General features: G+C 63.4%; 9 protein-coding genes and 1 pseudogene. 4 read left to right on the top strand and 6 right to left on the bottom strand.

Annotation, left to right across the window (positions count from 1 at the left end; all coding sequences use genetic code 11):
* Window positions 1-48 precede the first annotated feature (48 nt).
* A complete protein-coding gene (locus QFZ88_RS07675) occupies window positions 49-3,648 on the bottom strand; it encodes a DUF4082 domain-containing protein (RefSeq protein ID WP_024925653.1) in 3,600 nt (1,199 codons plus the stop codon).
* A gap of 564 nt (window positions 3,649-4,212) precedes the next feature.
* Window positions 4,213-4,893 (bottom strand): GntR family transcriptional regulator, encoded by a 681-nt coding sequence (locus QFZ88_RS07670; RefSeq protein ID WP_024925652.1) that lies wholly within the window; start codon window positions 4,891-4,893, stop codon window positions 4,213-4,215.
* 118 nt (window positions 4,894-5,011) lie between these two features.
* Here QFZ88_RS07670 and QFZ88_RS07665 point away from each other — a divergent pair, with 118 nt between their 5' ends.
* The 4 genes from QFZ88_RS07665 (at window position 5,012) to QFZ88_RS07650 (ending at window position 8,753) form a co-directional block, all read left to right on the top strand.
* Window positions 5,012-5,932, top strand: a complete 921-nt coding sequence (locus QFZ88_RS07665; RefSeq protein ID WP_024925651.1) for a substrate-binding periplasmic protein — start codon at window positions 5,012-5,014, stop codon at window positions 5,930-5,932.
* Between the two features lie 18 nt (window positions 5,933-5,950).
* Window positions 5,951-6,694 carry an amino acid ABC transporter permease gene (locus QFZ88_RS07660; RefSeq protein WP_024925650.1) on the top strand — a complete coding sequence of 248 codons (744 nt, stop codon included), beginning with the start codon at window positions 5,951-5,953 and terminating at the stop codon, window positions 6,692-6,694.
* Complete coding sequence (locus QFZ88_RS07655; protein WP_024925649.1) at window positions 6,691-7,479, top strand: amino acid ABC transporter ATP-binding protein; 789 nt, start codon at window positions 6,691-6,693, stop codon at window positions 7,477-7,479. Before QFZ88_RS07660 ends, QFZ88_RS07655 begins: the two co-directional genes overlap by 4 nt.
* 77 nt (window positions 7,480-7,556) lie before the next feature.
* Window positions 7,557-8,753, top strand: coding sequence for an NAD(P)/FAD-dependent oxidoreductase (locus QFZ88_RS07650; RefSeq protein WP_024925648.1), 1,197 nt, complete (start codon window positions 7,557-7,559; stop codon window positions 8,751-8,753).
* A gap of 213 nt (window positions 8,754-8,966) precedes the next feature.
* Here the strand turns inward: QFZ88_RS07650 and QFZ88_RS07645 are convergent.
* The 4 genes and pseudogenes from QFZ88_RS07645 to QFZ88_RS07630 form a co-directional block, all read right to left on the bottom strand.
* Window positions 8,967-9,709, bottom strand: a pseudogene (locus QFZ88_RS07645) (zinc-binding dehydrogenase).
* A gap of 8 nt (window positions 9,710-9,717) precedes the next feature.
* Complete coding sequence (locus tag QFZ88_RS07640) at window positions 9,718-11,097, bottom strand: aspartate aminotransferase family protein (RefSeq protein ID WP_024925647.1); 1,380 nt, start codon at window positions 11,095-11,097, stop codon at window positions 9,718-9,720.
* A gap of 30 nt (window positions 11,098-11,127) precedes the next feature.
* A complete protein-coding gene (locus QFZ88_RS07635) occupies window positions 11,128-12,621 on the bottom strand; it encodes an NAD-dependent succinate-semialdehyde dehydrogenase (RefSeq protein WP_024925646.1) in 1,494 nt (497 codons plus the stop codon).
* 130 nt (window positions 12,622-12,751) lie between these two features.
* Entirely contained in the window at window positions 12,752-13,234 is a 483-nt protein-coding gene (locus QFZ88_RS07630; RefSeq protein ID WP_036254440.1) for an Lrp/AsnC family transcriptional regulator, read from the bottom strand.
* Window positions 13,235-13,283 lie beyond the last annotated feature (49 nt).

The raw sequence follows: 13,283 nt of genomic DNA, 5'->3' as shown, positions 1-13,283 counted from the left end.
GGTCCGACCGCCCTTGGGTACCCTGTGCAAAGGGAACCAAGGGCGGCTCTATACAACTGGCGCTCCCGAACTGTTGCTGACGATCACATCAACCCAATAATTGGTGGAATTGTAGCTGCTCGTCGGGAAAGCGCTGGCGCCATAGATGTAGACCCCGTTGCCGCCGGCGCTCGCGCTGTCCGGTGCGAGCAGCATCGCGCTGGTATGGCCGGTGGTGAAGTAGGCGGACGTGGCGGAATAGTAGCCCGTCGTGGTGTGATATGACGCCACATAGATCGTGTTCGCGGTCAGCGGAACGGGCGAGGCAAAGGTCACGGTCTGCCAACCGCTTGCCGTTTCGCCGGCAAAAGTGGCAGTTGCCAGCAGCGTTCCCGTGCTGCTCCACAAATTGGCAACGTGGGGGCCGGTGTTTTGCGGTCCCTTGTAGAAGCGGATGCCGAGAGCCTGGACGGCACTGCTGCTCTGGAACTTGACCCCAAGTTCAACGGCATTCGGATCGTTTTGCGTTACCGTGGCCGGTGTGTCGTTGAGGCTGAAGAGGCTGTAGGTGCTCTGGCTGGTCGGCTGGAAGACGACGTCGACCCAGTAGTTGGTCGCGTTGTAGCTGCTCGTGGGGAAGGCGCTGCTCGCGCCATAGGCGTAGAGGCCATTGCCGCCGACAGGGCCGGTCGCCGGTGCTGTCAGGACCCCGCTCACATGCGCGGTCGAGAAGTAGCCGCTGTTTGCGGAATAATATCCGGTCTGCGTGTGATAGGACGCAACATAGACCGTGTTCGCGGAAATCGCGACCGCCGGAAAGGTTACCACTTGCCAGCCGCTTGCCGTCTCATTGACGAAGGTGGCGGTGGCGAGAAGGGTTCCGCTCGCGGTCCAGAGATTGGCGATGTGGGTCCCGGTGTTCTGCGGCCCCTTATAGAAGAGGATGCCGGTCACCTGTCCGGCCGCGGACGATTGGAACTGGACGCCCAATTCAACGGCGTTGTTGTCGTTCTCCGTCACAGTTGCCGGGACGTCGGATATACTGAACAGACTGACCGTGGTCTGTCCGCTCGGGTTGACGGCCAATGCCACATTCGCCGAGGCCGTGCCCCCATGTCCATTGGTGATCGAGTAGACGAAGCCGGCATCGCCGACATAGTTCGTCGTCGGCGTGAAGGTCGCGATCTGGGTTCCGGCATTGTAGGCAACCGTGCCGTTGGTCGGGCTGCTGACACCAGTCACCGAAAGCGTGTAGCCGTTGGGGTCGGTGTCGTTCGCAAGCAAGGACGATGCCGGAATGGCAAGCGCGGTGTTCTCCGTGGTGACGAATCCGCTGTCGTTGTTGGCGGTCGGCGGAAGATTTCCAGCCCCGCCGGCGCGGTTGAAGACGACATCGACCCAATAATTGGAATTGAGGAAGGAGCTCGAGGGGAACGAGCCGGCAGAACCGTAAACGAACACGCCGTTTCCCACGCTCAGCCCAGAGGGCGCGACCAGCGACCCAATGCTGCGCTGGCGATAGAAATAGTTGTAGTCGACCGAATAGAAGCCGTTGGAGGAATAGGAGACGACATAGGTGGCTCCCACGGTCAGCGTGACGGCTGTCGTCAGGTTCGCCTGCTGCCAGCCGCTGGCCGTCTCATTGGAAAAGCTGGCTGCCGCCAGCAGCGTCCCCGTCGAACTCCAGAGATGGCCAATATGCGCGCCGACATTGCTCGGGTTCTTGTAGAAGCGGATGGCGCTCACAGTACCGCCCGTGGTCGCCTTGAAGCGGAGCCCGATCTCCAGGGCGTTGTGATCGTCGGTGCTGAGGGTGAAGGGCACATCCTTCTGCGTGAACAGGCTGACGGTTGCAGCGGGCGTGACAGTGACGGAAACGCCCGCGCCGGGCGTCTCGACATTCATGCTGTCGTCGACCCCGCGCGCGGTGATCGTGTAGTTTCCGGGAAGCAGCGGTTGCCAGGTGAATGTCCAATTGGTGGTGCCCGTGGCGGGATGCCAGGTCGCGCCGCCGTCGGTCGAGACCTCCACGACCGCGACCAACCCGCCAGCATCTGAGGCAGTGCCACTGACCGTCACAGCCTGCTGCTGGACCAAGCTTGCGCCGGCCGCTGGCGTCGAGATTGTGGAGACAGGCGGCGTCAGGTCCGTCGACGCCGATGCCGTCACCAGATTACCCTGCAGGGTCTGCGGCTGGACGCCCATGTCGGCTAAGAGATTGACCGTCGCCTGCTGGACGTTCGGATCTTCCGGCGTGACCGTGACGGGGCCGTCATTGGCGTAGTCATGGTCGGTGTCGAGGCCGAACGACCAGAACACGGTGCCCGCCCCGAAAACGAGCGCGCCGCTGGGTGCGCGGTAGAGTGCAAGATTGTGCGTCGCCTGCGCCGGACCGACGGTGTTGCCGTAGTCCAGCAGATAGGTGTTGACCGAAAGCGTGGTTGCAGAAAGGTGGATCAGGCTCGGTGGGCGAAAGCCGTTGTCCGGCGATTCATCCCATTCGTAGCCCAGAATGCCTGTCGCCAGTGAGGCCACCTGGCCGGACTGGGTGCCCGCTACGGAGGTGTTGCGCCAGAACCGGAACTTGGATGGGCCGTAGGGAATGGTGATGGTGTCCGCCCGGAACGAATCCACCTGGAAAATGGTCCCGGTCAGCGCGTTTTCCGGTCGGCCGCCGTCAGAGATCGGCGTGAAGCTCGGATCGCGCCACGTTCCCGTCCATTGGCTGGAAGGATCGATCTTGGCGACGGCATGCGTTTCCTTGTAGGTCACCAGTGTCCGGTTCGGGGCGCCGCTGGCGTCCGCTTCCCAGCGCGTTTTCCAATAGACCTCATTGCCGCTGATGAAAATCAGATGGACGCCGGCATCGCGCGCGGCCTCGACATTGGCCCGCTGGTCGCCGGACCAGTATTCGTCGTGGCCGACCGACATATAGACCTTGTAGTTGGTCAACGGGTAGGCGCCGGGGCCGACATCGACGCCGGAGACGTAGGCGACGTCGAAACCGTTGCGCTCGAGCCAGCGGATCGCCGCATATTCGGCGCTGAACACAAAATCCTGCGGCCCCGCATAGGTGCCGATGCCGTCGCGGGTCACGAACGGCCGATTGTAGCTGACCTTGTAGGCACGGCCGTCCGAACTCGCTGTGGCATTGCCGCCATAGAGATTGGCGCCGCCCCAGCCATTATAGGCGTGCCAGGTCGTGTCCGAGGTCTGGAAGACGATGTCGCGCCGAACGCCGTCGTTGCGCACGATGAACGGAATGTGGCTGGCGCCTGCAGTGCTGTCCTGCCGCACCAGCTTGGCGATATAGATGCCGGAAACGGCATCCGAAGGAACGGCCCATGTGGCGGTGACCGCCCAATTGCTGGCATCGACTAGGCCGATGGCCGGCGTTCCGCCCGGCGCCGGCTGTACGGAAGCCGTCGTCTTCTGGATCGTTGTGATCAGCCGGGCGCCCAGTCCCGCATAGTATCCGAGCCGGTAGATGGCGATCCTGTAATTGGCCGAATCGGTGTTGATCTTGAGGGATACGGTGCCGCCCGCGTTGACGCTGATGGTCGTGGCAAAGCCCTGGATGTTGCTGGACGACGGTCCGTCGAGGTCCCACTCGCTTTGTGGGTTACCAGTCTTCTGGTTCTCGATCACAATCGGATTCAGGCCCGCCATCGCAACAGACTCCTTTGGACTGCGGCACGATGAAGTCAGGAAGGGCAATAAGTTTCGAAAGCGAATTCGCTGGCTGCCAGCATAGCCGTTACCGCCTCGCGAAACCAGCGCAACTGCTATGGCAAGGGGCTGGTCGATACAACCTAGCCATCCGTTGGATGGTGCCTGCCTATATTAGGAAGCAACTGGTTATCCACTTCAGGAAAGGCGGACCAGTTTCGTCAGATCACATGAGCCGCCAACCCGCTGTGGCAATTGACATGATCACACTGGCGGCATGTACCGGCAGCGGCGAGTGGCTGGGGGCCGTGTGATACTGCTCCTGCAGCGGACAGCCGCAAACTCGGTGCATCTAGGTACAAAATTATTCTGACAATGACACTCGTACTTAAGTGAGCCGGGATTGGGTCGGCTGCTTTGCGCCTTCATGTCAGTCGTTGAAATTCAGTTCGCGCCTCGTGGAAGCAGGCATGGCGGAGCGGTTGTGCCCGCCGAGTTCACGATTGGGCACTCCGGTCTCCAGATTGATCGCAGGCGCCTTCGAGTGGTCAGCGCGACTGGCACCTAAATGACCCTGCGTACGTCCTCTTCAAAGCTCAGAACGTGATGCAGCGCGATGCGCTCGGCAGTTTCGCCGTCGCCGCGGCAGACCGCTTCGAGCATCTGGGTCTGCTCGTGCAGGACCTTGTCGAGACCGGACATCAACTCGGGGAATCGCCGCGTCGCCACATGCAGGATCCGCAGCGACAGGTTGTGGTAGTGGTCGAGCGTGTCGAACAGATAGGGGTTCTTGGCGGCGCGGTAGATGAAGCGGTGAATACGACGATCGAGCGCCAGCAGGGGCTCGGGTTCTGGCCGATCCGAAAAAGCCGCGAGCTCCTCGAGTAATTTCCGCGCCTCCCTGCGTTCCGGTTCGCGCAGACGCTCCGCCGCCAGCCGTGTCGCCCAAGACTCGATGGTCGCGCGCGCTTCGTAGATCGCCGACAGATCACTGATATCGATGGTGCTGACGGAGGTGCCCCGGCGGCCGTTGACATCGACGAAGCCGTCGCGCTGCAGCCGCAGCAGCGCCTCGCGCACCGGCGTGCGACCGACGTCGAGCCGCCGCATCAGCTCGCTTTCGCGCAGCAACGTGCCGGGCGCCAGCTTTACCGTGATGATGTCCTCCCGCAGTTGCAGGTAGGTGCGCTCGGCCAGTGTCGTGCCGGCCTCATCAGCGTCTCCCTCACGCATCCGCGCGTCCATCACCTTGTCTCCACCGTACCGGGAAGCGATCGCCGAGAATCACTTGACAATGGATATGTATAATATACTGATCGATATATTACAAATATATTGATACGATGACAGGGAGGTATCGGTCATGAAAAAGGGGAAATTTTCGTCGTCGTCGCTCAAGGGAGGTTTCGCTGCCTTGCTGGGTTTCGGCATGGGATTGCTGGGCGTGTTTCAGCCGGCCTCAGCGGAGGATCTCGAAACGCTGAAACCCGGCGTGCTCCAGGTCACCATCCAGCCCTACATGCCTTATACGGCGATGAAGGATGACAGACTGGTCGGGCTGGACAGCGATATCCTCGCCGCGGTCGCCGACAAGCTCGGCCTCAAGATGGAAGTCAACGTCACCGATTTTCCCGGCATGCTTGCCTCGGTGCAGTCGCGGCGCGCCGACATCACCATCGGCGGTATCGCTTGGTCGGATGCGCGCCAGAAGGTCGGCCTGTTCACCGACCCGCCCTATTATTCGCCGCCAGCCATGGCCGTCGCGGGCTCCGACAAATATCCGGACGTCAAGAGCCTGGAAGGCAAGGACCTCGGCACGGTCACCGGCTATGTCTGGGCGAAATCGATCGCTCAGGTGCCGAATGCTACGCCGCACACCTATCCCTCGGCCGACAGCGTCTTCCAGGACCTCGCGTCGGGTCGGCTGAATGTCGGCTTCCTCGATCCGTTGCTGATCGTCTACCAGCAGAAGCAGCGGCCGGACATGAAGTTCAGCGTCGAATACCTGACGCCGCCGACCGCCGAAGAGGTCAAGGCCCATCCTGACTACCAGTATTTCCAGTCCTACATGACCGGCTTCTACCTGCCGAAGGAGGCGCCCAAGCTGGCCAAGGCGGTGTCCGACCAGATCGACGCCATGTACAAGGATGGCTCGCTCTCGGCGTTGATCACCAAATGGGGCGGCGACCCCAAGCAATTCCTGGTTCCTTCGCCGGAGATGGCAGCTCAACGCCGCGGCGTCGATCGTCCCGCGGACTGGTCGCCACCCTCGATCGCCCCTTGAAGAGCGGAGGGCCGGACAATGTCCCCTTCCGATGTCTTCACCGGATTTCTCCAGGTTCCCTGGAGCGACTACGCGGGCAATATCGGCTGGGGTCTGCTCAGGACCCTGGCCTACACAGTCGCCAGCTTCGCCGGTGCCGCGGTTCTCGGTCTGGTGCTCGCGTTGATGCGCCTCAACCGTCTGCGCCTGGTCCGGCTGCCGGCCGCCCTCTACACGGAGGTCTTCAAGAACGTCCCGCTGCTGGCGATCATCTTCGTCACCTATTTCGGCTTGCCGTCGGTCGGGGTGAAACTCAGCGTCTTCGCCGCCGGTGTGCTCAGCCTCGTCCTGTTCTACGCGGCCTATCTGTCCGAGATCTTCCGCGCGGCCATCGCCGGCATCCATTCCGGCCAGAACGAGGCGGCGCAGGCGCTGGGACTTGGCCGTGGCACCACCTTCGGCCATGTCGTCTTGCCACAGGCGCTGCGGCTGGCATTACCCGGCACCAACACCATGTTCGTCGACCTGCTCAAATCGACCTCGCTCTTGGTGACGATCTCGGCGGCCGAACTGATGACGCAGGCGCAGCTGATCGCGTCCGAGACGTTCCGGGCGCTGGAGGTCTATCTCGTCATCGCGGCCATCTATTTCGCGGTCTGCTATCCGCTGTCGCAAAGCCTGCTGTGGCTGGAGCGGACGATCCAGGCGGGCGTACCGCTGTCGCGCGGGCGGCGGCGGCGGTTACGGCTGGCCAGGACCTTGCTCGCGGGAGGAACCGCATGACACAGCATATCGTCAACGTAGCGGAGGCCGCCACCAGGCCGGCCGTCACCATCCGCGGCCTCAAGAAGTCCTTCGATGGCAGGCAGGTGCTCGGCGGCATCGATCTCGACGTGCCGGGCGGCCGCATCGTCAGCATCATCGGCCAGAGCGGCGGCGGCAAGACGACGCTGATGCGATGCGTCAACCTGCTTGAGCAGCCCGACGACGGCGTCATCGAGGTCAATGGCGAGGCGATCTGCGCCAGGGGGGCGGTGACATGCAAGGACCTCGCCAAGCTGCGCCAACGCGTCGGCATGGTGTTCCAACGCTTCAACCTGTTCCCGCATCTGACAGCGGTCGAGAACGTCGTTCTCGCGCAGATGCACGCTGCGGGGATCGGCGAGCGCGAGGCGGTGGAGCGTGCCGTGCGCCTGCTCACCCGTGTCGGCCTTGCACATCGCGCGACGGCCTATCCGGAGCGCATGTCGGGTGGCGAGCAGCAGCGCGTGGCGATTGCCCGGGCGCTCGCGCTTGGGCCCACTGTCCTTTTGTTCGACGAGCCGACCTCGGCGCTCGATCCGGAATCGACCGGCGAGGTGCTGCGGGTCATGCGCGAACTGGCCGCCGATGGCATGACGATGATCCTGGTCACCCACGAACTGCCCTTCGCGCGGGAAGTGTCGGACTGGGTCGTCTTCATCGACGGCGGCAAGATCATCGAGCAAGGCACTGCTGCGGATGTGCTCGACCGGCCACGCGAGGCGCGCACGCGCGCCTATGTCGCCAAATACGCAGCGTCCGGCTGAACGCCGGCACCGGTCGGCCCCACAACCGGCGGCGCCATGTGGTGGCGCCGTCCCCCTCCCAACCTGGTATGAATCAGATGAGCAGGATTTCGACCGACGTCGCCGTGATCGGCGGCGGCGTCATCGGTCTGGCAATTGCGCTTCGGCTTCGCGCCGACGGCCGCGAGGTCGTGGTGATCGAGCCGAACGAGCCGGGCAGCGGTGCCTCCTACGGCAATGCCGGCACTATCGCGGACTATGCGGTCCTGCCGGTGGGCACGCCCTCGGTCCTGCGCAACCTGCTGCCGCTGCTGTTCGACGCGGACAGCCCCCTGTCGATCCGCGCCGCCGCCTTGCCCGCCCTGTTTCCGTGGCTGGCGCGCTTCGCCTATGAATCGCTGCCGCACCGCTACCGTGACAACACCCGCCGCATTGCGGAACTCCTGTCCGACGCCCCGGCGGCATGGCGGGAGTTCGCGGCGCAAATCGGTGCATCGGACCTGCTCTCGGCGGAAGGCTGCCTCTATCTTTACCAGACCCGCAAGGCTTTCCAGGCAGCCGCGACAGACATCGCGCTGCGCCGCAGCTACGGCGTTGCCCTGGAGCTGCTCTCGCCCGACGAGGTGCTGCGACTGGAACCCCGGCTGACGCCTGTCGAGGGCGGCGGCCTGTTCTTTCCCGATGCGATCAATCTCGTCGATCCGGGCGAGACGATGCGCCGTCTTTCGATGGCGGCCCGCAGGGCGGGTGTCGAATTCGTGCCGGCTTGCGCGCACACGATCGCGCGTGCGTCCGCCGGGGTCCGCATCCTGGCCGGGCCGTTCGAGATCGGCGCGCGAGCCGTGGTCATCTCCGCAGGCGCACATTCCCAAAGGCTGGCGGCCCAGATCGGCGATCCGGTCCGCCTCGACACGGAGCGCGGCTACCATATCGAGTTCGACATGGAGAAGCCGCCGGTGGAACGGCCGGTCTGCCCGACCGCACACGGCTTCTATTTGTGCCCCATGCGTGGCCGGCTGCGCGTCGCCGGCCTGGTGGAACTCGGCGGTATCGCTGCTCCGGCCAACACCCGGCTGCTGCAGTCGCTGGTTGCGAATGCTCGCCGGGTTTTCCCGACCCTTGGCGAACCAGACCGCAGCTGGCTCGGCTTCCGCCCGTCCATGCCCGATTCCGTTCCCGTCATCCGGCCATCGAAGGGAGGGCGAGATGTTATCCTTGCCTTCGGCCATGGCCACATAGGGCTGACGCTTGCACCCCGTACCGCCCGTATGGTGAGCGCTATTCTTGCGGCTTAGTTCGATCGCTATTTCTATTGCATGTTCGATGGCAGCTAAGCGCCATCGCGTCGGACGTTCCGCCGGGCTATCGGCAACCAGAAACGGACATAAATGGCGGCCACGCTGAAGGTGGCGATGGTGTGAGACATTATGTCGGTTGTGGTAGGGCTTCACCACTAAGAATTAATTCAGCTGCTCTCGGCAGGACTTGGCCGCGCTAGGTCAATGACCTCAGCTATCGCCCCATATCGCGTCCGGCGCCACCACAAGCTTGCCGACAAAGCCCTTGGCCATGAAGTCAGTCTGGACACGGTGGAAGTCTGATAGCTTGTAGACCCCTCCGGCCAGAGGCTTGATGTTCTTTGCCCCGACATAGCGAACGATGGGACGGAAATCCGCTCGCGTGCCTTGGCTCGAGTCGAGCAACTGCAACTGCTTCAGATACACGGTGCGTAGGTCGAGTTGCACGACCGGACCGACAATAGCGCCTACCGTTGTGTAGCGTCCTTCAGCGCGCAGGATGCGCAGCAGGTTGTTGAAGATGACACCGCCAACAAGATCGGCAACCACGTCGATCGGCGGGCCTCCAGTCGCCTCATCGACGGCGGCCGGCAGATCAGTGACGCCGCGCGTGATCACCCTCTCGGCGCCAATGCCGAGCACCGCTTGCTCCTTGCCCTTGCCGACGGTGTGCGCACCATGTCGGTACCCTGGATGCGCGGGAAGGTCAGCGTGTTGCCTTGCCGGCGCCAGGTCAAGACCGCCCAGGCATCTTCCTCCGTGCCATAGGCGCCCTGGCGCATCCGGGCGTCGGGGTTGTTCATGCCACAGACGCTGACCTTGACCAGCACCTCGCCTGCAGCCGGTGCCGGCACCTTTACATCCGTGCGGTAGACGAGCTTTTCCAGGCCGCCATGGCCAGTAAGTTGCACTGTGGCCATCGTGGCGGGGATGGTTCGGGGCACGGCGGTCATGTCGCTTCTCAGATGTTGGCGAAGACGCTGTTCACCGCGTCGGCGGTCCTGGCGACGATGGTGTCGGCCTCCTCGCGTGTCAGGCAGAGTGGCGGAGCGAAGCCGAGGATGTCACCTTGCGGCATGGCGCGGCCGATGACGCCATTGGCCGCAAGCGCCGTGGCAATCTGCGGTCCGACCTTGAGCGCCGGGTCGAAGAGGACGTGGTCGTCGCGATCCTTGACGAACTCCACTGCTGCCAGCATGCCGTCGCCGCGCACCTCGCCGACGTGTTTGTGGCCGCCAACGGCCTTGGCAAGTTCGGCACGAAAATAGGCACCGGTCTCGCTGGCATTCCGCGCTAGGTCCATCTCATCGATCAGTTCGAGATTGGCCACGCCTGCGGCAACGCAGATAGGATGTGCCGAATAGGTCCAGCCATGGCCCAGCGAACCGAGCCTGTCGGAACCGTTGACCAGCACCCGCCAGACCTTGTCGGCGACGATCACGCCGGAGAGCGGCGCATAAGCCGAGGTCAGGCCCTTGGCGATGGTGATCAGGTCCGGCTTGATGCCGTAGTGGTCGGAACCGAACATGGTGCCGAGACGGCCGAAGCCGGTCACCACCTCGTCGGCGATGAGCAGCACGTCATATTTGGTCAGCACGGCCTGGATCTTTTCCCAATAGCCGGCCGGCGGCGGCACGATGCCGCCGGTGCCGAGGATCGGTTCGCCGATGAAGGCTGCGACCGTGTCCGGGCCTTCGGCGAGGATCATCTCCTCCAGCTTGTCGGCGCAATGTTGCGAGAACTGCTCCTCGCTCATCGAACGGTCGGCGCGACGGAAATAATACGGTGCCTCGGTGTGCAGGATCGGCGCCCGCGGCAGGTCGAAAGCGTTGTGGAACAACTCAAGGCCGGTCAGCGATCCCGTCATCACGCCGGAGCCGTGATAGCCGCGCCAGCGCGAGATGATCTTTTTCTTTTCGGGGCGTCCCAGAACGTTGTTGTAGTACCAGATCAGCTTGATGTTGGTCTCATTGGCGTCGGAACCGGAGAGGCCGAAATAGACCCTCGACATGCCTTTCGGCGCGCGGTCGATGATCATCTTGGCCAAGGTGATCGATGCCTCGGTGCCGTGCCCGACATAGGCGTGGTAATAGGCGAGGTTCCTGGCTTGGTTCGCTATGGCGTCGGCGATCTTCTGGCGGCCGTAGCCGACATTGACGCAATAGAGGCCGGCAAAGGCGTCGATGCTCTTCTTGCCGGTGTTGTCCCAAACGGTCACGCCTTCGCCGCCGGCCATGATGCGCGCCGGCGACTCGCCGCGCGCATGCGTGCCCATATGCGTCGAAGGATGGAAGAAGTGGTCGCGATCCCAGGCTGAGAGTTCGTTGGACTGTTCGAGCATTTTTTGACTCCTGAAATTTCCGGAATGGCCTTAGGTCATGTCCAAGCAAAGGTATTTGAGATCGGTGAAGGCTTCGAGGCCGTGGCGCGAGCCTTCGCGGCCGATGCCGGACTGCTTGACGCCGCCGAAGGGGATCGGCGCACCGGTGATCTTGACACGGTTGATGGCAACCATGCCGTATTCCAGGGCGCGGCCCAGGCGCGCCTGCCGGGCGCCGTTCTCGGTCACGACATAGGCGACGAGGCCATATTCGCTGGCGTTGGCGCGAGCGACAACCTCCGCCTCATCGTCGAACAGCGTCACCGCGGCGACCGGACCGAAGGTTTCCTCCTTCATGATCAGCGCCTCGTCGGGGACATCGACCAACAGCGTCGGCTGGTAAAACAGCAGGCCCGCCGCATGGCGCTTGCCACCGGTCAGGCAGCGCGCGCCTCGAGCGATTGCGTCGGCGACCTGCTCTTCCAGCTTCTTGACGGCACGTTCATGCATTAGCGGCCCGATCTCGACATCGCCGGAGAGCCCGTTGCCGGTGCGAAGCTGTTCGACGCGGCGGGCAAAAGCGGCGCAAAAGCGGTCGTAGATCGGGCGCTGCACATAGATGCGATTGGCGGCGAGGCAATCCTGGCCAGATGTGGCGAATTTGGCGTCGAGCGCAATCGCCACCGCCTTCTCGATATCGGCGTCGTCGAAGACGATCAGCGGTGCATGGCCGCCGAGTTCCATGACCAGCCGTTTCATCGTTGGCGCGCTCTGCGCGGCGATCAGCCGGCCGACTTCGGTCGAGCCGGTAAAGCTCATGGCGCGCACCCTTGCATCGGTACACATCGCGCTGACAATCGTGCGGGCGTCGCCGATCACGACGTTGAAAACACCCGCCGGCAGCCCGGCGCGTTCGCCGAGTTCGGCCAGAGCGAGCGCCGAGAGCGGCGTTTCGGAGGACGGATGCGCCACCACCGTGCAGCCGGCGGCTAAAGCGGCGGCGGCCTTGCGGGTGAGCATGGCCGACGGGAAATTCCATGGCGTGACGATGCCGACAACGCCGAGCGGTTCGCGGTGTACCGTCATCTGAGCATTCGGCAGATGGCTGGTGACGCTCTCGGTATTGAGACGCTTGGCTTCTTCAGCGTACCACTCGACGAAGGACGCGGCATAGTCGATCTCGCCAAGCGCCTCCTTCAGCGGCTTGCCCTGTTCCAGCGTCATCAGCAGTGCCAGATCGTCCTTTGCGGCGATGATCAGGTTGAACCATTTTCGCAGGATTTTGGCGCGCTCCTGCGGCAGCGCCGTGCGCCACGCGGGCAGGGCACGGGTGGCCGCGTCGACTGCTTCCGTCGTCTGCCCTGCGTCAAGCGCTGCGACGAAGGCCACGGTGGAGCCTGTCGCCGGATCCGTGACCTCGAAACTCGCGGCCGCTTCGCCCGCGGTCCAGTGGCCGTCGACATAGCCGAGATCGCGTAGCAAGCGGCGATCGGCAAGCCGGTCGAGTGCTTCGTGGCGGTGCGGGCGAGCGAAATGCGCGGACATCGGCGTCTCCATTCGATGCCGAAGCATCAGCCGTGCCGGGCAAAGAGTGAGACTGTTTCGACGCCTGTCGGTAGAGAGATTCTCTCTATTGGTGTCGAGCGGTAGACAATCTCTCCGCCTGCCAGCCCTGTTACGGCAGCAGGTCGGTCACCGGCAGCACGGTCTCGTCCTTGACCGTCTTGGTGACGATGTAGGTGAAGTAGCGATCGATTCCGATCTCGCGTTCGAGCAGGCTGTCGACCAGCCGCTGATAGGCATCGATGTCGCGCGCCATGACTTTCAGCACGTAGTCAACGCCGCCGCCGACCGACCAGCAGGCGACGATTTCTGGAACATCGCGCACGACGCGTTCGAAACGGTCGAAGTCCGCCTGGCGATGATTGGCCAGGGTGACCTCCATCAGCACCGTCGCCACTGGCGCGATAGCGCGCATGGCCACGGAAGCGTGGTAGCCGGTCACGATGCCGGCTTTCTCCAGCTTGCGCAGCCGCATCCAGCACGGCGTCGGCGACAGACCGACCTTCTCCGCGAGCGCCAGCTTGGTGATGCGCCCGTCGCGCTGGATGGCGTCGAGAATCCTGAGGTCGATCGGGTCAAGTTTCGATACCGCCATGCGGGGTTCCGCCTTTCGTTCGCGCCACCATGAGGGCGCAACATTTCGA

This window comes from Mesorhizobium sp. YL-MeA3-2017 (assembly GCF_030814575.1).
In the GTDB taxonomy this organism is placed as follows: domain Bacteria; phylum Pseudomonadota; class Alphaproteobacteria; order Rhizobiales; family Rhizobiaceae; genus Mesorhizobium; species Mesorhizobium terrae.
This window is presented reverse-complemented; position numbering and strand designations above follow the sequence as displayed.